At 42.6% G+C, this 25,270-nt stretch carries 17 protein-coding genes; 2 read left to right on the forward strand and 15 right to left on the reverse strand.

What is annotated here, in order from left to right; all coding sequences use genetic code 11:
- Nucleotides 1–3 precede the first annotated feature (3 nt).
- The 6 genes from CWC22_RS19400 to CWC22_RS19425 form a co-directional block, all read right to left on the reverse strand.
- Complete coding sequence (locus tag CWC22_RS19400) at nt 4–1,218, reverse strand: lanthionine synthetase C family protein (RefSeq protein WP_138538115.1); 1,215 nt, start codon at nt 1,216–1,218, stop codon at nt 4–6.
- 182 nt (nt 1,219–1,400) lie between these two features.
- Nucleotides 1,401–3,545, reverse strand: coding sequence for a peptidase domain-containing ABC transporter (locus CWC22_RS19405; RefSeq protein ID WP_125561120.1), 2,145 nt, complete (start codon nt 3,543–3,545; stop codon nt 1,401–1,403).
- 30 nt (nt 3,546–3,575) lie between these two features.
- On the reverse strand, nt 3,576–4,739 hold the full coding sequence (locus CWC22_RS19410) for an HlyD family secretion protein (protein WP_230090597.1): 1,164 nt from the start codon (nt 4,737–4,739) through the stop codon (nt 3,576–3,578).
- A gap of 237 nt (nt 4,740–4,976) precedes the next feature.
- Complete coding sequence (gene glmU / locus CWC22_RS19415; protein WP_138538117.1) at nt 4,977–6,338, reverse strand: bifunctional UDP-N-acetylglucosamine diphosphorylase/glucosamine-1-phosphate N-acetyltransferase GlmU; 1,362 nt, start codon at nt 6,336–6,338, stop codon at nt 4,977–4,979.
- 155 nt (nt 6,339–6,493) lie between these two features.
- Nucleotides 6,494–7,798, reverse strand: a complete 1,305-nt coding sequence (locus CWC22_RS19420) for a sensor histidine kinase (RefSeq protein ID WP_138538118.1) — start codon at nt 7,796–7,798, stop codon at nt 6,494–6,496.
- Entirely contained in the window at nt 7,791–9,152 is a 1,362-nt protein-coding gene (locus CWC22_RS19425) for a sigma-54-dependent transcriptional regulator (RefSeq protein ID WP_125561129.1), read from the reverse strand. Before CWC22_RS19425 ends, CWC22_RS19420 begins: the two co-directional genes overlap by 8 nt.
- Nucleotides 9,153–9,270: 118 nt before the next feature.
- Here CWC22_RS19425 and CWC22_RS19430 point away from each other — a divergent pair, with 118 nt between their 5' ends.
- Both CWC22_RS19430 and CWC22_RS19435 read left to right on the forward strand, forming a co-directional pair.
- Nucleotides 9,271–9,513, forward strand: coding sequence for a hypothetical protein (locus CWC22_RS19430; protein ID WP_138538119.1), 243 nt, complete (start codon nt 9,271–9,273; stop codon nt 9,511–9,513).
- 1,102 nt (nt 9,514–10,615) lie between these two features.
- Nucleotides 10,616–11,104, forward strand: a complete 489-nt coding sequence (locus CWC22_RS19435) for a winged helix-turn-helix domain-containing protein (RefSeq protein WP_125561133.1) — start codon at nt 10,616–10,618, stop codon at nt 11,102–11,104.
- Between the two features lie 60 nt (nt 11,105–11,164).
- On the opposite strand, the gene CWC22_RS19440 is transcribed toward CWC22_RS19435, so the two are convergent.
- From CWC22_RS19440 to CWC22_RS19480, 9 genes are all read right to left on the reverse strand, one after another.
- Nucleotides 11,165–13,594, reverse strand: coding sequence for an ABC transporter permease (locus tag CWC22_RS19440; protein ID WP_138538120.1), 2,430 nt, complete (start codon nt 13,592–13,594; stop codon nt 11,165–11,167).
- On the reverse strand, nt 13,591–14,298 hold the full coding sequence (locus CWC22_RS19445; protein ID WP_125561137.1) for an ABC transporter ATP-binding protein: 708 nt from the start codon (nt 14,296–14,298) through the stop codon (nt 13,591–13,593). The genes CWC22_RS19440 and CWC22_RS19445 overlap by 4 nt, the downstream gene beginning before the upstream one ends.
- A 14-nt stretch (nt 14,299–14,312) precedes the next feature.
- Entirely contained in the window at nt 14,313–15,563 is a 1,251-nt protein-coding gene (locus CWC22_RS19450; protein ID WP_125561139.1) for an HlyD family secretion protein, read from the reverse strand.
- 409 nt (nt 15,564–15,972) lie between these two features.
- Entirely contained in the window at nt 15,973–17,901 is a 1,929-nt protein-coding gene (gene asnB / locus CWC22_RS19455; RefSeq protein ID WP_138538121.1) for an asparagine synthase (glutamine-hydrolyzing), read from the reverse strand.
- Nucleotides 17,902–17,911: 10 nt separating this feature from the next.
- Nucleotides 17,912–19,708, reverse strand: a complete 1,797-nt coding sequence (locus CWC22_RS19460; protein WP_125561143.1) for an ABC transporter ATP-binding protein — start codon at nt 19,706–19,708, stop codon at nt 17,912–17,914.
- 70 nt (nt 19,709–19,778) lie between these two features.
- A complete protein-coding gene (locus CWC22_RS19465) occupies nt 19,779–20,621 on the reverse strand; it encodes a DUF692 domain-containing protein (protein ID WP_125561145.1) in 843 nt (280 codons plus the stop codon).
- 12 nt (nt 20,622–20,633) lie between these two features.
- Entirely contained in the window at nt 20,634–22,778 is a 2,145-nt protein-coding gene (locus CWC22_RS19470) for a glycosyltransferase (RefSeq protein WP_138538122.1), read from the reverse strand.
- Nucleotides 22,779–22,882: 104 nt separating this feature from the next.
- Nucleotides 22,883–23,125, reverse strand: coding sequence for a hypothetical protein (locus tag CWC22_RS19475; RefSeq protein WP_138538123.1), 243 nt, complete (start codon nt 23,123–23,125; stop codon nt 22,883–22,885).
- A 1,727-nt stretch (nt 23,126–24,852) separates the two neighbouring features.
- The gene (locus tag CWC22_RS19480) at nt 24,853–25,269 is read right to left on the reverse strand and encodes a F0F1 ATP synthase subunit epsilon (protein ID WP_010384877.1); all 417 of its coding nucleotides are present in this window, start codon (nt 25,267–25,269) and stop codon (nt 24,853–24,855) included.
- Nucleotide 25,270: the final 1 nt, after the last annotated feature.

Below are 25,270 nucleotides of genomic sequence, written 5' to 3' on the forward strand. Positions count from 1 at the left end.
TCCCTATGCCATTAACAAACAATCAACCCAACCTGTGTCGTCATCAAACAAAGTGGTTAAAGCCAGGCCTATGCCGGCATACCCCATCAGAAAACCAAAATCTTCGTTGTATGCTTTATCTAAGCCGTTGTACGAATACAGAGATTCGACACCCCGCTCGGTGTATTGCCTAAGAGAATAATCAACCCAGTATTGCATTGCCTGAACGAAACGTGGGTGCGGCATGAGTTGATTCAGGATCTGGTAAATCACCGCCATACCATAAAAACCATGACAAAGGCCGGCGTCGGTAATATGACCGGACTGCTCATCGCGCCCGGCAGCATGTAAGCCGATTTCGAGAGCTCGCTCAACATAGCTCGGGCGATCCAGCTGCTGGCCAACCCGCGCCAGTGTCATGGCAATGGTCAGGTCACCATAACACCAACCCAGGCGTGAATGATGCTCGCCCCCTGCGCTGGAGCCAAAACACGAATGCGAGGTACAGTCTGTACTTTGCTGCTCTAACAGCCAATCACAGGCGCCCAGCAACAGGTTTGTCACTCGCTCTTTTAACGCCGGGATCTGCACCGCGGGCAACAGCGCCGCGATGATCCCAGGCACACCATGTGCCAGGCCGAGGTTATATTCTGGCTCGGTGGGCTCATCTTTATTAAAGCGATACACTGACTCTTGTGGTTGTGACCAGGTAATATGGCCATTATCAAACCGGGTGGCTGTGCTTTCTAACCCGCTGACAATCACATCATACAGGGCCGTTTGATCAGACTGCTTAGCACGACGGGAGGCATAGGGAGCAAACCCGGACAGTCCGAGTACCATTTCAATTTCACCCTGCCAAGGTTGATGATCCAGTGATTCACGAAATAGTTCGTCGACTTCTTCCAGTAGCTCTGGATCGTAATTTTCTGGATCGGCCTGATTCAAGTATTCCAGCAGCCAGGCTTGCCCCGCCAGACCATTACTCAACTCAAAACTCTGCTGATCCAACCCTTCCTGGAGCGCTTCCAGCTTCTCAGTAAACAGTGCTTCGTCGACCAGGCTTGCATCGTACTCATAGGCTTTATATAAAAACAGCAATTGACCAGCTAACCCACTCAGCAAGCCATGAGGTAAATTGGCATCTCGTACGCTGGTACTGACTTTGTCTGTGATAATTGCAAGAAGGGTGTTGATGGTGTCGCGCTGCTGCGTCGACAGTGAAAATTGCTCAGCCATGTTCATCCTTAATCTATTCGTCTTTCGTTATTGTTATCGTGCCCGCGTCGATAAGCATGCACCCGTAATGCATGCTTACTCGTTGTACCTGTGGAACCTTCTTTGACGTTAACCTAAAATATCCGCCTGCTCAACCGCAACCACTCATAATTTTTACATATTGAAAACAATACCGCGGTGCGTTATTCACACACAGATTCTTCCTCCTGTGCATAGGGATCCGGTATGTCTGGCTTCTTCAGCCTGACTTCCCGATCAGCTGACGCAATGGTTTCTTTACGATGCGCAATAATCACCCGGGTGATATCCAGGCGCGACACCGCTTCATTGATGTCTGACTCCAGGTTAGTATCCAGGTGACTGGTTGCTTCGTCCATAAACAGAATTTTGGGCTGTTTATACAAGGCACGCGCCAGAATAATACGCTGCTTCTGACCCCCTGACAGGCTTGACCCCATGTCTCCAATCAGACTGTCGTAGTTCATTGGCATCTGGCTGATATCATCATGGATCGCGGCAAGTTGGGCACAATATACAACCCGTTCCATATCGATCGGTGTATCAAAAAAGGCGATGTTATCCGCCACAGAGCCAGACAGAAGTTCATCGTCCTGCATCACCGCCGCAATTTGCTGACGATACTGACGCGCACCGATCTGTTCCATAGGCACACCGTCAATCAGTATCTCACCACTTTTTGGCAGATTCAGGCCCAGCATAATTTTCAGCAAGGTCGATTTACCACAACCAGAAGGGCCGGTGATCGCCACGGACTCACCCGCTTCGATGGTCAGGTTAAGATCGTTCAGCACATTCGGGGTCGCATCGGAATAAGAAAAGCTGATATTACGTAACTCTATCTGACCCTTTACCTGATGCTGTTTGACTTGATCAGGTTGGAGGATCTCCTTGTCGGTCAATGCGATATCAGCAATACGGTCAAAGTGCAGCCCGACCATTTTAAATTCAATGAGTTTCTCAATCAGGTTCGCTGTTTTGTCCATAAACTGGCGCTTATACGACATAAACGCAAACAACATCCCGGTACTGAAACCGCCATCCAGCACTAAGTGCGCCGCCAGATACACCACCAGTATGTTCTCAATTCCAAACAGCGCCCGGTTGATGGCGTCGTAGCCAATCTGAAAGTTACCCAGACGAATGCTCTGGTTAATGGCATTGGCATAGCGGTTTTGCCACTGGCCTTCGCGTTTTACTTCTGAGCCAAACAGTTTGATCGTCTGAATGCCCCGCACGGTTTCCATGAAATTGGAGTTTTCTTCCGCACGCGCCATGATCTCTTGCTCACTGATATTGCGAAACGGTCGGTACATGGCAATGCGCACAATGGCATAGGCCACCACCGCTGCTAAGACCACAGCCGACAAAGTGGGGCTGTAAAAGAAGATCATGGCCAGTGTGATGATGGCCATCAGCCCGTCAATTATGGCTTCAATCACCCCAGTGGTGAGGATTTGCTTCACCTGCTGCAAGGAGCCAAAACGGGACACTACGTCACCCATATGGCGTTTTTCAAAATACGAAATCGGCAGCCGCACCAAATGATGGAAGAGGTTTGCACCGAGCTGAATATTCATCTGGTTACCAAAGTGCAGCAAGGTAAAACCCCGCAGCGCATTGGTGGCGATTTCAAATACCAGCACCAGGAAAAAACCGGTGGCCAAGACAGTTAATAAGTTCGTATCCCCGGTTAACACCACATCATCGATCACTAGCTGAATATAATATGGGGCAGCGAGGGTGAAAATTTGCAGTAAAATAGACAATAAAAAGATCAGCGTCAGTGACCGTTTCAGGCCGGTGATGCGGCTCCAGAAATCCGAAAACTGCAAACTCGGTTTCTTTTCTTTCTTTTCAAAACTCTTGGTCGGAGTCAATTCAAGTGCCACGCCGGTAAAATGCTTGGACGCCTCCGCCATAGTATACGTTTTCTCGCCCGACGCCGGGTCATGGATCACGATGCGTTTTTCGTTGGCCTTTTTCAGCACCACAAAGTGATTCATATCCCAGTGCAGGATACAGGGTGTTTGCAGTGCATCAAGATCTTCGAGTTCTATACGCAGCGGACGCGAACTCATTTCTAACTTTTCAGCAAAATGCATAATATCCAGCAAGGTTGCGCCCTCGATGGAAATACTGAACTTTTGCCTCAGTGAGGTGAGGTCGCTGTGATAGCCATGATACGCGGCCACCATAGCGAGACTGGCAAGGCCACATTCGGCGGCCTCAGATTGCAAAATGACAGGCAGTGACTTCCTTGACCAGAACTGTAACTGCTGTACCGGTGATTCGTCTTCAACGTGCATAAAAAGCCTTTTTATTCTTTTAGTTGCAGCCTACAGCTGTCCTTTAATACTAAACACGGGATCAAATAACCAACGCAATAAAGAGCGTTCTTCGACAATGATATCAGCATCGAGCATCATCCCGGCCCGCAGCGGCGTCTCCTTGCCATAAGCGGTGATCTGCTGCGCTTCCAGCGCCACCACAACCCGGTAGGCGGGTTGCTGTATCACACCCGGTGTGCTGGTTTCATCTGGCAGGATCACACTGTTACTGACTTGCTCAACGGTGCCGTTATAAATGCCAAACTTCTCATATGGAAAGGCGTGGTAACGCAGTTTGGTTTCCTGACCGAGGTTGATAAATCCAAATGACGATGTCGGCACATAAATGATCGCCTGCATCTGGCTGCCTTGCGGCAAAATACTCAGCAGGTTTTGCCCTGCATTGACACTCTTACCCACCTTACCCAGCAAGCCTGTGACCACTCCGGCTTTCGGTGCTCGCAGCTCTCCAAGGCGTTGCTGTTCAACGGATGATAACTGGATCTGCAGATCTGCCTGTTGGGATTCCAGCTGGCTGAGACGCTCATTATGCTGCAATGGCAGTTTTTCCAAATCAGTATCGTATTGCTGGATTTGCGATGCCAATGTCAGCCGCTCCGACTGAATGCTGGATGCCTGCTGTTGTAATGACAACAAAGTGTCTTTTTGTCGCTGTAATTCCAGTTCAGAAATATAACCGGTGCCTTTGAGCGTGCTGATCTGGCGCACCATCTGCTGATTCAACTGGAGTCGCTTTTCGAACGTACTCGCCTGGCTATCCAGTTCTTTCAAACGCGCTTCTGCAGTGGCTTTTTGTTGCCTGAGCTCAGTCAGTTCAAGCGCTTGTTGACGTTTTTGCTGCATGATCTGCTGCTGCAAGTTGCGCAACTGAAAATTATATTGATTGAGCAGCGCCTGATTAAGCTCCAGTGACTGAGTGCTGTGCTTCGCTGACGCAACCCGTAATAAGGGTTGATCCGCTTCCACATGATCCCCTTCAGACACCAGTACTTCAGCAATAATGCCGGTTTGTGGGGCAACCAGCTTAAGTACGCCGGTATTGGGCTCGATGACTCCAGAGACCCGCTCTTTGCGCGCATAACTGCCACTGGCAAGAAAGATGATGCTAATAACAACGACGATCAGGATAAGTAAAGCCAGTGTCTTGAACACGGGTGGTTGAACTAAACTTACAGCTCCTTCTAGCCGGTGTCTTTTACTCTCTAAGACTTCTTTTCTAAAGAGATTTTCCATAATTAACTAACACCCGATTGTTTAAGTTTTTTATTGTTAAATTTTAATTAACTCTCCGTAATGTACCACTTTGACCTGCAGAAAGGAAACTACGAAAGCGCGTCGGAAAAATCCCCCACCCCAGAATCAAAAACGGGAGCCTCAGCCCCCGTTTTCTCAGCTTTTTTTAACCGGTCTTTGCCAGTTACCAATATTACGCTGCTTGCTTCTGGCTACCGCTAGTTCCTCATCGGCGACTTTTGCGGTGATCACCGAGCCTGCGCCGACTGTTGCTGTCTTGCCAATCTCAACCGGTGCGACCAGCGAAGAATTTGAGCCAATAAATGCACCGTCACCAATGAGGGTCTTTGACTTATTTACCCCATCATAGTTACAAGTGATGGTACCGGCACCGATATTCACTTTTTCTCCAATCTCTGCATCGCCCAGATAGGTTAAGTGGTTTGCTTTGGAACCTTTACCAAGACGCGATTTTTTCATCTCAACAAAGTTGCCAATGTGCGAATCCGTTTCCATCACGGCGCCCGGACGTAGTCGCGCAAATGGCCCTAAAGTACACGAGTCGCCAACCTTTGCATCTTCGATCAACGTGTTCGCTTTAATGACAACACCATTACCGATCTGACAGTTTTTTAGCACACAGTTGGGTCCGATAACGACATCATCACCGAGTTCAACCTGTCCTTCAAAAACAACATTCACATCAATCTGAACGTCCTGACCAGTTTTCACCTCACCACGCACATCAATACGGTTTGGATCTGCCAGGCTGGCACCATTTAACATCAGGGTTTCAGCTTGCCCACTCTGATACGCACGCTCTAGTCCGGCAAGCTGCACACGGTTATTCGCCCCTTCCACTTCCATCGCATCATCAGGTTGTGCAGAGGTAATCTCAACGCCATCCTGATGCGCCATCGCCACGATATCAGTCAGGTAATATTCGCCTTGGGCATTGTTCTGTGACAACTGACCCAGCCACTTTTTCAGTAATTCACCATTGGCAGCCATAATACCGGTGTTGATCTCCTGAATTGCAAGTTGCTCTGGTGTCGCATCTTTTTGCTCAACGATCCCAACCAACTTACCATTTTCACGCAACATACGGCCATAACCCATTGGATTATCAAGGTTCACCGTCAACACAGCTAATCCCTTTGCTGGCGTCACTTCAAGTAGGCGTTGTAATGTAGACAGGCGTGTTAGCGGTACGTCTCCATATAAAATCAGCACAGTGTCATCGTCAGCAATATGTTCTTTTGCCACCGCAACCGCATGGCCAGTACCCAGTTGCTCAGCCTGATGTACCCAGTTTACCTCATTGTGGCTCAACGCCTGTTTTAACTGCTGCGCACCATGACCATACACCAGATTAGTCGTACTCGCGCCCAACGCAATCGCATTATCAATTACGTGTTGTACCATCGGCCGGCCTGCGACAGGATGAAGTACTTTGGGTAACTTTGAACGCATGCGAGTACCTTTGCCCGCGGCTAATATTACTGTTGTCAGTGCCATTGAACAGAATCCTTAATTATTTATTACCACTTATCCGCCCCTGGGTACGGAGTTATACGATAGCAACTTTCTAATGCCTGCAATTGTAACCACCTTTTTGCTCTATTATAAGAACCAAAGCATCATAACTAGCAAATTGAAATGACTGTATGTGTCTAACTGGAGAGGTTCATGACTGTGCTTGGACGGTTCAAAGGTAATACGATCCTTGCAATAGCACCTTTTTCATTCTTTCGATTTTTGACATGTAGCTCTCCTTGCTGACTTTCCACCAATGAGCGACATAGCTCTAAGCCCAGTCCCTGGCCATTTTCTTTTGTACTGTAAAATGGTGTTTGGATATTGTCGAGGTTTTGAATACCACACCCTCTATCTATCACTTCAATAAATACCTGGTTAAATTTCGTAAAACAATTTAGCACCACTGACTGACCCGGCTCACTTGCTTCAAATGCATTTTTGATTAGGTTGATAAGCGTTTGTTCGAGCAAGTCAGGATCTGACACAAATTCTATCGGATCACAGTGCAGCTCCAGCTTACCCTCAGGAAAAAGTAACTTAACTCGTTGATATATGCTTTCAATGCTGGTTATCTGATAGTTCGGTTCAGGCCTTTTACTACAATGAACATATGCATTTATAAATGACAATAACCCAACCGCTCTATTGTGAATGATATGTAGGATCTTCTCACCTTCTGGCGTTAGCGCCTCATTGTCGATAAGAGATAGGCTCAACGATTGAATTGGTGTGAGAGAGTTACCAACCTCATGTTTAATCACACGGATCAGTTTTTGCCATGCTTCAGCTTGTGTCTTTCTGATGGTAGATTGTTGATCAATAAAGATTAATAGTTCGAGAGCCGTACCATCATGATAAAGCTTGCTATGTCGGATCTGCCAGCGTCGGTTGATATCCGCATCGACGAATTCCCATACACCCTCGACTTGGTGCAAGCCAAAACGGTCCGCGAGTTTCTTTTTCTGTAACTGCCATGCATAACCAGAAAAATTAGAAAATGCGCCATTTGCTCTAATTAGCTGGCTCTTGTCATTGAGTATGAGCATTGGCAGGTCCAGCTCTTCCAGCAAATCGTAAATGATCAGCTTGCTCTGATCGTAGCGAGTATGCGCTAAATGAATCTCTTTGCTGAGTTCAGCCAGCTTGTCTTGAATATCAAGCCCGACGCCATTTTGAAATCGTTGCCTTACCCGACGACGATGATCACCATTAATGAGTGCGTCCAGGTGCCCATTAATGCCGATATAAAACCCCAGTAATCGATTGTACTGAGCCATCGCTAGATAACCAAATAAGATACTAAAAGGCAACGCCATAGCGATACTTAGTACCGCCTGAGAGGTCGTTAGCCAGACAATAGTCACGCAGGCGAGCGTAAGCAGGGTCCCCCAGCAGCCTAGTATCATTAAGACGATGCGTTCCAAAGACGTTTTAGCCATATTTTATTTGATACTTTTCCATTCTGCGATACAGAGCACTGGTACTTAGCCCCAAAATTTTAGCCGCTTCAGCCGTACAACCATCCGTTTTTTCTAGCGATTTGATAATTAGCGAAGATTCAGCTTCCGCCAAAGTTGTCAACGGATGGTTCGAAGCCTGACTTGGCACAGGCGTTATATTCAGCACTTCTCTGTCAATGGTCTCCGACGAACAAAGCAATACGGCACGTTCCATCACATGACTCAGCTCTCGAACGTTGCCCGACCAACGATAGCCTTCCAAGGCACTGACAGCACTAGGTTTAATTTTAGGTGCCGGTCGGTTATATTTTTTACTATGCAAGTTTACAAAGTGTGTCGCCAATAAACTGATATCTTCTCGTCGTTCTCTGAGCGGCGGCATCGTTACTTCAAATGTATTAATACGATAATACAAATCTTCACGAAATATTTTCTCTTCGATGAGGGTTCTCAACTCGGCGTTGGTTGCGCATATAAGACGCACATTTGCATGCTGCGTGGTGCTGCTTCCTACCGCCTCATACTCCCCGCTTTCCAGCACACGTAGCAACTTACTTTGCTGCATCATTGACATATTTGCAATTTCATCAAGCAATAAGGTCCCTTCATGTGCAATTGAGAATCGACCTATGCGATCTGATTTCGCATCTGTAAACGCACCTTTAATATGCCCAAACATTTCGCTCTCAAATAAGTCATCCGGGATCGCACCCATATTGACAGACACCAGGTTTTTATCACGCCTGGGTGACAGGTTATATATGTACTTTGCCAGAGAGCTTTTCCCAGTCCCATTCTCACCCAGGATGAGTACAGAGGCATCCGTTTCGCTGACCCGCTCTACTTGCTGCATCACTTTTTTCATTGCAGGGGAGTGCCAAAGTATTTCTGTACTAGACTGCTCGGCAAGCTGCTGAGCTAAACCTTGTTTTGACTTTTCCAAGTTTTGTAGTTTTATTTGTTGCTCTAAAATTTGAAAAAGGCGCTGGTTTTGCCAAGGCTTTTCAATAAAATCTGCCGCTCCAAGTTTCATTGACTGAACAATTAATTCTGTATTCGACCACGCGGTCATCACGACAATAGCCCGGTCAGGGTTACGCTCACGTAACTTTTTGAGCAACGCCAGGCCGTCACTACCTGAAGTTGTGTCAGACGTATAATTCATGTCCATTAACACCAGGTCGGGATTACCATTACGATCTTCGAGCAAGCCCTGCTCTATCGTCTGCGCATAGCTGACTCGAAAACCTTTTTTGCTCAAAATATATTCAAGTGAAAGGCAAATATCTAGTTTATCATCCAGTACTAAAATATGAGGAGGAGTAGACGGCATATAAAAATCCTTGTATTTCACAGAGCTTAAAAAGCTACTGATAAAAACAACATTATACTTACATTTTAACCCAACACTGTGCCCACTTAAAGATCATTCACACTATGCTAGATAGCTGATGAGTAAAAAAAAGCATACCAGAAATCATTCCCACCATGACCTTCAGACACACAACCCAGTCGTTGCAATCACCACTGTGACAGCAGCGAAAAAAACACATACAACTGAATTTAATAAAGAAATTGCTCAGTTAGTTGCCAAAGTTGGGATTGAGGTTGCCGCCAGAGGTTTAAGTATTAATGAGTCGAAAATCAATAACAGGCGAAATAAACTCCAGCAAAAACAGCGCAGCCCAGTCTGAGGCCGAAGCTGGCCCACAGGTAATATCGTTCATGGCGACCGTATCGGCACATATTGCTCAAGCGGCATTCGATAGCTAAGAATAAAGAATTAGTTAAGGCATAGCATAAACAGGAAAGAGGATTGTTGGGACATAGAAACAGACTAAGTCATACTCACTGTGGTGAGCTGATCTTTAATGGGATTGATCAAGTGTCTCTATGTTGATCTGTCGTTCGTCATTAGTCAGTATTTTCTAACAATCAGCGTCAGTAACCTACTAGGATCATGGTGTTTCATCATCAGTGTCCAGTCCTATAACTGAAATAGTGAGGGCTGAGAATACGTGCTAAAAAATGGCCAGCAGTGAAATAAAAAATAAAGCATTTTCAAAAACTTAAAAAATACAGTATAGGCAATTATGTTGCAACTTACGGTGGAGTAATACCAATTTTCTCAATTAGGTGTTCTATTTTGAGGCGAGAAAATAGGGTCGATAACACCGCTCCCACGGCCTGCTATCGCTGAGGCACCTACGTCCATATAGGCGAGGCTAAAGTTTGCGAGCTTATACCTTAGGTAAAGGTTCTAAATGAGAAAACCTCAAAGCCGTTAACATTAAATTTACTCACTTCCAATTGAACAGGGATTAAGTGAAATAAGTATAAGCTCCCTACACATATTTTCAGACAAAAAACCGTGATACAGACCGAACAGATTTGAGGCAAGCGTTGCCATTAGTGCACTTAGACTGTCCCTTTTTGTTGTTCAATCAATTGTAGTAATTACTCTGAGGTCATGCGTTTAGATATGTTCAACTTCGAATTAAGTTCAGAGCGTATTATATGAACTGGACGTACTCAGAAACCAGAAAATATTTAAGCGAAATTTATTATAGATTAACTATATAGGTGCTTTAAAAAAACAGCTGGTGTAAAATACCCTAAGCATAAGGAAATTGGTAGCCTGCCACCAGCAGCCTACCGAGTTAAATGCGTAAACGACAGTTTAGAAATGCCTTACATTGGAGTTGAATTAAGGCTAAGTAAAAACTACAATAATTAGTAAAAACTACAATAATTAAATTAATTAAACAACCAAGGAAAACAGGGTTGGAAACTTCTATGTCAATAAAAAAAATAAATGATGTAACTTTCTTCGATTTAAGAAACGTACAAAAAAACCATATCGAAAGTGGCCCATTCGAAAGCGGAGTTTATGAAGTCAATGATATTATAGTTGACTTTAGCACCAACCAATTAACAGATCCTTACGGCAGGAAAACCAGACTCGAGCCTTTGATTATGGAATTACTGGCTTTTATGATAAAAAATACAGGTTCTTATCTTAGCTGCAATGATCTCATGCAGCATGTTTGGTCAGGTAAGATTGTTTCAGATAATACAATCAGAGTGGCAATGAAAAAACTTAGGGATGCAATGGGCGATAATCCAAAACTGCCTAAGTTTATAAAAACAACACCGAGTAAAGGCTATATACTAATTGCTCAGGTATCCAAAAAAGAGTTTAATCATAACAACATACTGCCAATTTCAAATAAACTGATAATGTCTAGAGTTGGCAAGCTTTTTTCAAACTTTTTCATTAGATAAATAACTCTTCAACTCTAGTTTTGGCTAGCTCTGATAAGTTCCATCAGAGCTAGCATTCTCTTAATCATCATTGCGCAATGAGTAAACTGGACTCCTATTCGCTACGCCATTCAGTGAAATTATTGATATCATGATGGATAGTAATAACGTCAGAGCTATTGCTGACAGAGAAGGAAACAAGTCTACATTAAAGTTTGTAAAATCCACTTTCCTTTTTGCTACTTCAAAAAGTAGCATTGCCATCACACTAATAACCACACCCCAAATTATTGCTTTACTGTTGTCTTTTAAGACGTCTTTAACGATATGCATAGGGTTAGCGCCAATAGCCATCCTAACTCCCAGTTCATACTGACGCATTTTAACGTTATAACTTAGAATGCCATAAAGGCCTATTGCAGCTAATAGTAAAGTTAAGATAGATAGTGAGATTGTAATTACAGCCGTAGCCACATCTCTCTTTAATATTCTATAGTGCAAATCTTCCATACTATAATATAGAAACACTCTAAAATTATTATCATAATCACTAACTAGATTTTGCAAAGACTGTTTACTTAATGGGGCTTCTCCTTGCCTTTTTACAACAAAGCTAAGTTTTTCTACCTCAGATGGCAGGTATAGCATTTCGTCAAAGGCTCTGCCAGAGGGGTTATTAACATCTTCGACAACTGAAATAATTTTGTAAGTCACTCCGCTATACATGAGAGGCTGATTTATTGCGGAAAACTCATCCCCATATAATGCCTTTGCCAAAGTCTGGCTTACCATAACCACTTTACTATTATTTCTGACTTCCATCTCTGTAAATTGACGACCTGTAATTGTTTTTTGTGAGAAAACCTTCTGAAGATCGTTGTCAGAAATTAATACATTTGTTCGGATATAATCATTCGGTCTATCGGGGTGTAGTACTGAACGTGTCATACGAGGAGATAAAGGAGTAGCACTTATAATTGAAACAGCCTCAACTTCAGGCATAGCTTCAATCAAGCTCTTCAACTCTTTTCCTTGCTGACTCATTGAAAGTTCGCTTAAGTCTTTATTACCAGTACTCACAGTAATATAATAAGTGTCTTCCGTATCAATACCTAATGACTGTGTAATTTTAGTCGATGCCTCAAACATCAAAGAGAAATTAGTTGAAAGTAGTATAATTGCTAACGTAATTTGGCTTGCGGCTAGCACAACACGTAGTCCCGACGAAATTTGCAGACCCGAACCTTTCCCGCTTGATTGCAACATACCATTTAACCCTCGGTAGTTGACAGCAAGGGAAGCTGTACCTGCGAAAATAAAAGAAAGTATGATGCCGCATATGAGCATAAATACGATAGATGGCAGATCCAGGCTCATTTCATCTAATCTAGGCAGCTGCCCTGCTGCATTTTGTTGCAACAAGTAAATACCACATAGAGCAATGGCTATTGACAATAATAAAGCACCAAATGTTAAACACATCGACTCTGCTAACATTGCCCGAAAAATATGCTGCTTTTGAGCCCCCAGCGCGGCTTGAATGGCCAGTTGACGACGCTTTTCAACAATTCGTGACAAAAATAGATTCGTCGCGTTCGCTACCGCTATAAGTAATAAAGCTAACACCCCGGCAAAAAATAGCGCACTTGTTGTTTCACTATCTCCAATAATAGCTTCTTCAAAAGTTAATAGCCTTGCTTGCAAACTAACGCCTTTCCAATATTCAGAGCCTTGAGTGTTTCTTCTGAAACCAGCATCAGAGAGACTAGTAAGTTCATGCTGCGCTTGTTGTAATTCTAGGGATGCCTTTACTTTTCCAACAAACTGGATATGTGGTAAAAAGTCATCCCAGCTAGTGCGCAGTTCCGCGTGAATGGAATTGTAGTCCCAGGGTAAGTAAACAAGACTTTCTGACTTAAACTCAGTTAACTGCGGCTGTTGAAAATCTGCGGAAAGTACGCCTACCACAACAAATTGAATATCCTCCACCGCAACCGTTTTCCCTAAAACATCAGGTTCACGATTAAAAATTGTCTGCCATGCTTTATCGGTGAGAATGACCGACGGTTTATATTGATTAAGCCCTTCAGACTCATTAAACGCACGACCCAATTGCATTGACGCCGTCGTGATTTCGAAGTAATCCGGCGTAACATAGCTAGCATTGACCCGGGGCATACTACTAATACTGGTTATTTGCGTTATATCACTTGAGATCAGCGCCTTTTCATCAAAGGCCTTACTTTTTCTGTACCACTCCAACAGGCTTGGGTAACTTTGAAAGCCTTCTCCACTTGATTCATAGCTTTTAATTCGTACGTGGTTTGCAACAACTAGACGCTCATGATCGTTATAAACAAGCGGTTTAACAAATATTAGGTAGTTTAAATTAAAAGCAGTTATTAATGCGCCCAGCGTGATCCCTAACGTCAGAATAATCGTGAAACAAAATGCTGGAACTTTTAGTAGACTGAAAAAGCTTAATTTTAGTTCGTGCAAGAAGTAGTTCACACAGCCTCCATCACATTTTGTTTTTGCTCTACAATTTCACCATCCAATAGATGCAGTTGACGGTGGGCCATATCTGCGTATCGAGCATCGTGAGTTACCATGCAAATAGTGACGCCTTCTTTGTTTAATTGTTCAAGCATCTCCATCACAATATCACCATTTTTGCTGTCCAAGTTTCCTGTTGGCTCATCCACCAAGAGAATTGCAGGCTCAGCAATCAAAGCTCGGGCAATAGCCACCCTTTGTTGTTGACCACCAGATAGTTGATTCGGTTTATGGTCAACCCTATGACCTAGATCGACCCTGGTAAGGCACTTTATTGCGCGCTCACGTGCCTCATTAAGAGGTACTGGTGGGTTTTGGTACTTAAGTGGTAGCGCAACATTATCGATTACACTTAGCTCATCGATTAAGTTAAACTGCTGAAATACAAAACCTATTTTTCTATTTCGAATTGTTGCTGCATCAGTAAGCGTTAAGTTACTGACATCTTCGCCTTCAATCAGATATTGCCCACTTGATGGAGGAGCCAGCAACCCTAGTAGTGATAGCAGTGTAGATTTACCGCAGCCTGAAGGCCCAGAAATAGAGATATAATCACCTTCATATATGTCAAAGCTAATATCTCTCAAGGCATGCGTTTCCATCTCTCCTGTATAAAATACCTTTGAGATTTTTTTTATTTCTATTTTTAATTTTTTCATTTTTTGGCGGCTCTTTATTGTTTGATTACGATAGATTCCGCACTTGCGAGCGCAGAAGTGTCAGAAATAATGTATGTCTCACCAATATTTACATTTGAGAGTATTTGAATGTATTGGCCACTTTCTACACCAAAGGTGACTTCTTTCGCTGAGGCTTGATTTAGCCCTTCTGCAACCAGGTATAACTTTGCTACAGAATTTGGCTGAATATTTGCTGGTCGTTTTATGAAGAATGTATCAGGTATCGATTCTATTTCGATGGTGCCATCAATACTGAGCTCAGGGCGAATATTGCTAGGCAGCTCCCCCTCCATTTTTATTTCTACACTCACGGTACCTTCAGTAACCACTGGGTCAATTCGCGCTACATTGCCCTCAATGATCTCTTTGCGAGTGTTGATCTTTGCCTTTTGTCCTAGTTTGATCATATCAGCTTGGGTTTGAGGAACCTTGATAATTCCCACTAGGTTTTCAGTACCAGAGATAAGCGCTAGTTGTGCACCTGATGAAACGGTTTGGCCTAACGTCACAAAAGATTGTTGAAGCACACCGCTCATACCCGCTTTGATTGTAAGGCGGTCTAGTTTATCTTTAGCAATCCGTAAGTTGCTTTCCGCTTGTTTAATGATTTCTTTTTGCATATTTATAGACTCAGTATGAATTAGCTTCAACTGTTCAATTTGATCTCTATAAATCGCAAGTACTTTGCTCATTTGCTGAGTCTTAATATCACTTTCAGCAAAATTTAATTTAGATACGATGCCTTTTGTTGAGAGATCGGATTGGGCCTGAAAATTTAAATTCGATATCTCATAACTGGCTTCCAGCTCAGCGTACTTCACTTTCTCTGTCATAATTTCTCGTTTTTGCGACAGTTCAATTTGTTTTAAAGTGGCATATTCCTTTGTGAGCTCTTGACTTGCTATCAAGACATTTTCTTCTATTTCTGGATTGCTTAATTTTAGAATGACACTATCTGGCTGCACACTCGCGCCAGGCTTAAGCAGCACTTCCTCGACCGTCGCTTGAGAGCGGGACGTGATGAGTTTTTGATCGTTTGATTTAAACTCTCCGTACCCATCAACACTCACTATAAACTCCCCTTGCTGTACGTTCGAAAATAGACTTTCTTTGCGGAGAACTTCGACGCGGTCATCAGTTGTAATAAGTAACCAGCATAGTGCTAAGATCACGAAGAAAACCATCGCGATAGCCCGCTTATATGCTACGTTCTTCTTTTTTGAACTACTTTTGATTACATCCATTTTTAACTTCTCATGCTATTTACAGAAAAACTCACCTAACAAAGCACAATTTGTGCCAAAATATAAGCACCTGTTTTTGTTTGATTTTTTCTGTTTTCCTCATTGGTTTTTGCGATTTTAAGCTACAAAATCGAAATGCTTTGTGATTTTGAAGCGTCTGTATATATCTGAAGGTTCAACAGGTAACTCCAGGGTCAGGACGGAGCATTGCGTGGTATGACAAACGTCAACGAATCGGAGTAGCTAGAGTAGGCAGGGGCGTTCACCAGGTTACTTTAAAACAGCTGAGTTTTTGCGAAAGTCAAACACTGGTAACAACATCATCTTGCCAGTCAACTTAATGAAGGTTACGAAGCCTCATAACCTTCATTAATACTCAAAGAATAAGCCTGTTTAACTCAACAAACGACTAAGCGATGAGGGCGGCCTTACGCTTAAAGCCAACCTCTTCTGCAGGCTTAGTCGCTGTAATGTTATTCGAATGCACAGAGCGCTGTTGAGCACTGTAGCTTTCGGTCAAATGAACCAGCCGGGCCATTTTCATCACAATGCTGAAATGCGCAGGATTTGATGATTTGCCACTGGCTAACTGGTCGACAATAGATAAGGCTTCTTTATGATCCCAAATATTTGAGTTACGGGATTCAATGGAATCCAGTTTATCTCTTGCCCAAGCAAGTGTGTTGGGATTGTAGAAGTAGCTTTTCATATCAATGAATCCAATCTTGCTTTTCTTCAATCGCACACTGTCTGGCAATTTCCCAGCCATAGCATGACGCAACAAGCGCTTAGTAAATCCATGTTTTAGTTTGCTTTCTGACGGCAGTGAGAATAAAAATGTAACCAGTCGCCAATCCAAAAATGGCGTTCTGGCTTCTACACCATGCGCCATTGAAGCATAGTCAAATGAACGCAATATATTTTGTAAAAAGCCATAATGCACATCGTGATATAGCATGGTATTTAAGTGATCAAAGTGCTCAGGATAGTGCTCTTGGTCATTTGTATAACTCTGCGGCTGATACTTGGCCGAAAAGCGCCCCTTAAATGCATCCGCAAAGAGCCTTTTAGAGTGCCCCCAGCCTTCCCAAGGTTTCAGAGAGTCAATATTTAAGCTGATACTGCGACCCAGCATAGTCAAATCAAAGATCTTGGCTAAATTAGGCATCCCGGCAAATGCATCATGCATTGCGGGCGTAAAGTGATAGCCATACCCTGCCATTAACTCATCCATTCCATGACCATCCAATGACACCACTCGAGATTGTTGCCGCATGCTCTTATAGAGTAAATACGGCCCCTCTGATGCAGCCTCGATATCTTCGTAGCAGCTAGTGAGGCTCTCTAACATATCAACATCCTGATATAAATTAGAGTGCACTTCTGTTAACTCAGCACCAGCTTTTTGGCAGACTTCCCGGGCTAGGTGCGTTTCATCTAACCAACCTTGTTTTCCAATAACGAACCCACTTAAAGGCTCTTTATCATCCCCAAGAACATCCCTGGCTGTTAGCATGATACTGCTTGAGTCCATTCCACCACTTATCGGAATACCATATTTGGTATCTGTACTTAAGCGCAGACGCACAGAATCTTCCATGAGTTCTTGTAATTTCGCCACTTGTTCTTCAAAAGTACTTGGTGGTTGAGGCAAGTGCAGTAACGTATTCCACCAGCGTTTCATGCTTATTTCGCCTGTACTTTCCACTTCTAAATAGTGTCCTGCCGGTATCCGTTGTACCTTACTCAGTATCGTTTTTCTTAACTCTCCTGATTGACCTAAAAACTGACGTTTTATCAGGTCAGTATTGTGCTGTAAATCCGCACCTGGCAGTAACGCAAACGCTTTTAATTCAGACGCAAAAGCAAACTGATTATCATCCTTGTAATACACGCAAGATTTGATAGCAAATCGGTCAATACAAATGCGTAACTTGCCTTCAAAGCTATCCCAAAGTGCCATAGCCCACATGCCATTGAATCGAGTAAAACACTCAACGCCCCAATGGGCATAGGCATACAACGCAACCTCAGTATCTGAGTCAGAGAAGAAGTGGAAACCAGCTTGCTGCAACTCAGTTCGGAGCTCTCGATAGTTATAGATTTCTCCATTGAAACTGATTGCGTAGCGGTCTTGTAAAGTCATTGGTTGAGCACCATTTTGACTTAAATCGTGGATTGATAACCGACGATGACCTAACCCTAGATTATGTTTTCCATCGATGAAAATATCTCCACTGTCGGGCCCTCTGTGCTCTAACGCATCGTTAAACTTCGTTAAACTTACAGGGTCGACAGGCTGTCCATCAAAGCGCCAAATACCAGTAATACCACACATCAGCTTCTCCTTACACTTCTTCGGCTAATTCTTGTTTTATATTAAAAATTTTCCTAAATTCAGGGCTGCTTTTTATGAGGTAATCTAAGCTACCTTCTTTAACAACCTTACCTTGGTCAATCATAAATATTCTATTAGCCTTGCTAATGGTCTCTAGGCTGTGAGTTATTATTATCACCGTATTACTTTCTGATATTTCGTCTATTGATTTGAGAATTTCATGCTCAGACTCAACGTCTAAGTTAGACGTCACTTCATCAAGAATAAAAATTGGTGAATTTTTCAAAAATAAACGTGCAACGGATAGTCGCTGTCTTTGACCAGAGCTCAGTTGATAGCCATCCTGCCCGATAAGCGTGTCGACACCTTGTGGTAACTTACTGATAAAAGAAGTGCAATTGGCTTTCTCTAATGCATGATAAACGGCTTCATCAGTTGCGTTTGGGTAAACCATCCGAACATTTTCAAAGATAGAGGCGTTAAAGAAAAATGCATTCGCGACGGCAGTATTAACATATTCACTAATTTGATCTGCTGATGCATCATTAACTTTTAAATCTCCAATTCTTATTTCACCTTGCTGCACTGGAAGCATCCCAGATAACAGCAATGCCAGAGTCGATTTGCCTGCCCCATTCCCTCCGACAAAAGCAACCCTCTCTCCTTTTGCAATAGACATAGATAAACCTTTTAACACAGGCTTCTTCTCGCTCTCGGTGTAGCAAAAGCTAACGTTATCCAAACAAATATAATCTGTATTCGAGCGGCTGGGTGCTTCCGTCTTATCACTCGCTTGGTGATTCGGGAGTCGGCTTTCCGGGGCCATATCAAGAATTTTGTAAAGTCGTCTTAAACTAACGACGCCGCTAGATATATCCAGAACGGTATGTGAAAGAAAACCTATAGGCTGATACAGACGCTGAGTGAATACAGTGAAAGCGACTAAGGTACCTATTGTTAGCTCTTCCTGTATCAAATGCTTACCAGCGAAGTAGTATACGAAAACAATGCCCAGTCCAGATAACGCAGAGAAGGAAACTCGATTCGCCTGAAATAACATAGCGATTGTGACTCGTGTTTTACGGATGCCAGTTGCAATCGTAGAGAACTTTTGAAATTGATTGTCTCCAATGCCATTTAACCTTGAAAACATAAAGCCATTGACTGAAAAGTCTTCCGCAATTTTGGAGTTCAATTGATCGCCAAAGTTAAATGAGTCTTTTGATTTTTCATTAATTGCTTTAGTAACGAAGTAAAGAATCAAAAAATACACCGGCACTGTTACGATTGAAATTAGCGTGAGCTGCCAGTTCATATAAAGCATAAAAGATGCGGCAAGAATCAAGGTAATGACATTGGTGATAATAGATGGAATGGTTCGAGCTAACGCTACCTGAATATTTATCAAGTCAGTGTTAAACCTAGAGAGTAACTCTCCCCTTTCAACTTTTGAGAAAAAAGACAGAGGTAGTCGCTGTATGTGTTGATACATGTGACACCTAATATCAAAACAAAAACCTGAGCCAAATCGACTAATAAAAAGCTCTTCAGCTAATCCAGACAATGTTGACAGCACCAGGATACCAATAGAAATCAATATTAAGTTTGTTAGCTCCTGGAGATCTTTATTTGGGATAGCTGAATCAATAATCTCCTTATAAATAAGAGGAGGTGAAAGGTTAAGTAAGACAGATAATGCCACAAAAAATATAGCCATCATCACGGAATATTTATACGGGTAAAGGAAGGTGCTGAGTCGCTTGAACAAAGACAAGTTACTTTCTTGTTGATTTTGGGCTGCTTTCATGGGATCTGCTTGCTGAATTAAGTTTCATTAGGACAAGCAATGACTGCTTGTCCTACGGTGTGCTTGTGAATTATTTTGAAGAAGTATTGCTTAGGAGCTTCTTTCCCTTCTTAACTTCAGCTAGTAATTCATCAAAATCAGGGTAATTATCATCTCTCTCAACCAATGCGCCTTTGATAGGCATTAATGGAATGAGTTCTTCAAACAGTTGCCATACTTGATTAGGTATAGATTCAGAATGAGAGTCAATAAGTTTACCGTTGTGCCAAACCCCACCAGCAAGGTGCGCCTGAACGACAGCATCAAGTGGTAGTTGTTTAGCTCGCTCAATCGCATCGAAGCCAAAATTTACGCTATTAGTGTAAAGATTCGTCACATCGAGCAACATGCCACAGCCCGTTTTATCAACAAGCTGGTGCAAGAAATCTTCTTCACTCATTGTCGAACCCGGAATTTCCAGTGTCTTAGTAATGTTTTCGATGACAAACGGAATTCCCAGAGTATCTTGAACCATATTTATATTATCGACGGTATATTTTAGCGTGACGTCATTGTATTGAATCGGTGATAAGTGACCTAAATCAATACCTGGGCACTCCGTTGTTGCCAAGTGGTCGCTGTAATAAGGCGCATTCAAGATATCTACAACATCTTTAACATTAGATAAAAACGTTTTTGATACTTTGCGTGCAGACCCCACCGATAAAGAAACACCATGAGGAATAATGGTGAATTTCTCTGCCATTTCCGTTAATGCGTCGATAGACCGTGGAGAGGTACCAATATACTTTTCAGTAATAATCTCCAAAAAGTCAATTTCATCTTCATTTGCTAAAATATCATTATGGATCTGGTATCTATAACCTAAGCCAGCGCCTAAAAAAGGTAGCAAGTCTATTGATTTACTGATCATGAATGACCCCTTTTATTGCGATATGAGCAGCAACTCATTAGAGTGGAAGAATTCCAACGCTTGCTTAAGATCTTCACTACAACCACTGATACCAGTCTGAGTCTCAAAATGATCCAATAATTGTGCAAATGTAAGCTCACCTTTGATCATGCTTATTAGCGAGCCGGCAGCTGGATTAAGAGACAATAGTTTCGCTTTAGGAGAAGTTGGTACAAAATACATGACCATAGCAGTTTCTTTCTCTTCGACGTTTGCAGGGATCTCGTCCTCATCAAGCAATTCGATCAGTTGTGCTAAGTCATAGTCAAGTTTCAACAACGTCGCTGAGTCAACAAGCTTTATTTTGGTGTCATTCTCAATTGTCGTGCTTGCGTTTTTGGCATTGATGTATTCAAAATCATCTTGATTTGTCGTGGTTAGATTCAACTGATTTCGAATATTTTCGAAACGGATCAACTCAGCGGTATAATTTGGAATATCGTCTTGCGAACCGTTAATGCTGTCCTCTAAGAACTGACCAAATTTAGATACAAACGCAAGTTTACTTTCCCCTGGATATGCAGGGTTGACGTTATAGAAACGGTCAAACAGCTTAAATAGTGCAGGCTCGCCAAGCACCTTTAATGTATATTCATAGCTTGCTGTGTTTCGCTTGAAGTTTTTCATCTTCAGGCTTGATGCATACTGTTCCAGAGCTTTTTTCTCAATATTTCTGATTGCCTGCTTTTCTTCATCCGTTAGCTGATATAAAGCCTCAGTAACATCTGGTGCAACATCATTTAGTTTTCGAAATACGTCATCTGTGTACAAGCGATTGACGAAAGATTGTAATTCCAGTGCGCTCATCTCTAATTCTCTTCTTTTTATATTTTCAAATGCTTCGGTAAACTTATCGCTAATCGATTCTGCTATCTCATCAAAAGAGGGATAAAAATCCTTTGCGACTTCATAGCAATTTGCACCAATTTGTTTAGCTTTATCAGGAAAATCGAGTACAAAACTGATCTTTTCAGCCAGTGCATCTGTGTCTTGAGGATCTACCACAAGTAAGTTCTCGCCCGGCTCAAGCTTGTCCTTCACACGCTGCTTTTCATAAATTTCATCAGATACAATCAGACATTTACCACAACGCATAACTTCAACAGCAACGCCTGGCATATGGATAGGGATTGCGAAATCACGTTCTAAGAAACAAACCGCATCGCATAAATTGATAAATTCTGGCACTTGCCAATGCGGCATGAATGGTAACCAAATGGTATTTTCTTCAATGCCAGCTTCTTTTACTTTATTGACAAACTCTTTTAGCTGGTGCGCATGACCATTAGTGAGGGCTAAGAAGTTGAACTTTTTACCGCGTTTCTTTAACTTGCCCAAAGACTCGATGAGATCGTAACTGCCTTTGCTAATACCGACCTTACCGTAGATACCGATACTACTGGCTTCACTATCATAGTTTTCATAACCAAACTGTTCTCTAAGCATTGAATATATCGGCTTGCTCAATGCATCTTTTGTACTGATTAGATACTGTTCTAAATCAAGCGCTTTGCGCTCTGGATTGTAGATGAATTCAGGGCAGGTTGGCGGTGCAAAAGGCATGACATTGTATGGTTCTACACCTGCATGATAAAAACGACGAGTCGTGGAGCCACTGGAAAAAATAAATCCTGCTTTACTGAACATCTCATGGTAAAGGGTGTTGTGCTCTGGGTTTTTAAGCAGTCGGCCTACATCACTACCAGCATGCTTCAAGCCAAACGGAACACCAGTCGCTTGTGACGTGACATAAGCTGCAACGCCGTATGGTTCAAAATAGTGACCTAGGATAAAGTCACACTCATATTTACGGACAACGTCAATAGCTATATTAGAAAGCTTTGATACGAAAGGGTTAGCATAAGGGATATATTGGTACTTAGCTTTTTCATTTGTGTAATGGATATGCAGATTGTTCTTTACATCAGCAAATGGAGTACCTGACATATCATCAGGAATACGTCCTAATGTTATTCTAAACTCTTCTTCAGTTTCAGTCCCGTTGCTGATCAGATGCACCTGATGGCCTTGCTTAGCCAATGCATAGCATAGCCAGAAGTTTAACTGCGCCACTCCCCCTTGAATTGGAGAGACTTTTCCTATTATACAAATGTTCATTACAATGCCTTTTAGTACTTTGCTTTATTATTGATTTTTATTTCTGCACTCGGTGTAGTTGAAACTTTAAAAGAGGCGTACTACGCCTCTTTAGCTGTTAGCAATTACATTTGTGCCATGTAGTAACAGCCTGAACAACCAGTACAACCGCCACAATGGCCGCCTTCTGGAGATACATCACCGTTTTTGCTAGTAGCTTGAGCTGCTTCAAAAATGCTGTTTGAAAAAGACATAATTTCTTCCTTTTTGTTTAATGGTTTTTTATTGAGTTTGACAAGTAGGGCAACCAGTACAGCGGTAACCTTCACACAAATCACCGGGGTGACTTGTAGAGAGCGATGCTGCATGAACGTCATGTTGAAAAGACATAACTTATCCTCTACTCCGTGTGTTTTTTTAATTAAAACTCAGCCTGAGCTTCACAAGCGCGACAGCCTTTACAGCCAGCAATGTCTACATCACCAACGCTTTGGCTAACTTCTGAAATTACAAATAGTGAATTAATCATCATTTATTCCTTTTTTATTAAATAGTTCAATGGAACGTGTTACTTACAACCCTAATTGGCCGTACTCATACCTTACACTGTCTCGAAAGCTACAAATAAAGTGCGTTCCTTATTCGGTGAGTGGTGCATGTGATACTCACATAAGCGCCAAGCCACCATTCATTTTTATATGGCTGTGCGTAACGCACTGCCTTGTGTGACAAAAAATAGTGTGAATTTACTCATTGACCAGTGCAGCTCAGTGCACTCAAATCAATTCCAGATTCGACCTATCGTTTGACAGGGTGAACTTACAAGATTAAGTGAGTGAACCAAAAGTGAATAAACGTTAACAACCATTAGCAACAACACAAACAAAATGGTAAGTGCATGATATTAAAGCTTTTTAAAATAAAAAAGAGATAAAAGAAGAACAAAAAAAGCAACAGAATAGTGACATTTTAAAACACTAAAAACGCATGGTTAAAAATAGTGCAACCTAAACTTATAAAAACCAACAAGCAGGGGCGATTTGATCTGTCCATTATTTCTGGACACCTGCCTGAATTAAGTACAACCTTCACTTTGGTTTCTTACATATGACGTATTAAATATGGTTACTTCTTGAAAGCTTGCCTGACAGGTCTTAATCGTTTTTGGCAAACGCAGCAATACAATACGACATGAGAAGTCTTTAACGCCGTTGGCGCCATTTTTACTCCTTCAAATTGAACAGGTATTAAGTGAAATTGGTATAAAGCAAAGTGTGAGCATAGTTGTGATACAGAAGCATGTATAAATGTGGCACAGATAACGTCATATTTGCTCCGTCAAATTGAACAAGCAATAGGTGGTGGTATAGATGGCAACCTCAATTCACACAGCTGACGGTTGCTCCCTGACGAGAAGCCACAAGTCTTTTTCAGCTGTGGCCATATGATTCGATGGTAAGCATAACATTAGCGTCAAAGCACCGTGAAATGGCCGTGACCATACCAAACAAAAGCCCGATAATCGCCTCGATACCAGAGAATCTCGTTGCAGTTGGTTTAGGCTCTGCCCATTTCATCGCGACGGATTGCCATAAGTTTGAATAAACAATTAATTGGTGTGATTAGGGAGTGCGGATCCGACTAACAGAGACTCATTTATAAAGTGTGAATATGGATATCATCACAATACAAGCATCTAAGCCAGCCTACATGGTGAAATACGGACTTGTAATACCAATTTGCTTAATTAAGTGATCTATTTTGAGGCGAGAAAATAGGGTCGATAACAAGGCAAAAATTTTGCTATTTAGTTGTTCTAAATAAGAAATTTTTAACGCCGTTAGCGTCCTATTTGCTCCTTCAAATAGACCAGGTATTAAGTGAAATTGGTATAAAAGTCATTAACCGGGAAAGAAATAGCCATGGCTGCTCAAGGCATGCAGCACAGCCTGTAAGAATGTTGCTGATAAATGTTAGAGAACCGAAATGCCTTTACCTGGCATCTAAAAAAATAAACCCCACTTAAAAAGTGGGGTTTATTATCAGTCTGAAACCCACGTAGAGTGTGGGTTTTTTAAACCAGATAGGTGGCTGCTTATTTGCGCAGCTGGCGTAGAAGACGTAGCTGAGCAAGAGCTTCTTCAAGCTGCATTGCAGCTTGCTGGTAATCCAGCTCGCCTGCAGTGCCTGAAGCCAATTGCGCTTCCGCTTCACGTTTAGCTTCTTCAGCAGCTTGCTCGTCAATTTCTTCCGCACGGATCGCAACGTCAGCAAGGACAGTTACGGTCTTAGGTTGAACTTCCAGCGTACCACCTGCAACATAGATAAACTCTTCAGTTTTATCTTCTGTTACTAAACGTACCATACCAGGTTTTAGGCCAGTCAGTAGTGGTGCGTGACCCGGGTGAATACCCAGCTCACCTTCACTACCTGTCACTTGGATCGCAGTCACGTCGCCAGAGTACAAACTCTTTTCAGCGCTCACTACGTCAAGGCGTACTGTCATTGCCATA

Source organism: Pseudoalteromonas rubra (assembly GCF_005886805.2).
GTDB lineage: Bacteria > Pseudomonadota > Gammaproteobacteria > Enterobacterales > Alteromonadaceae > Pseudoalteromonas > Pseudoalteromonas rubra_D.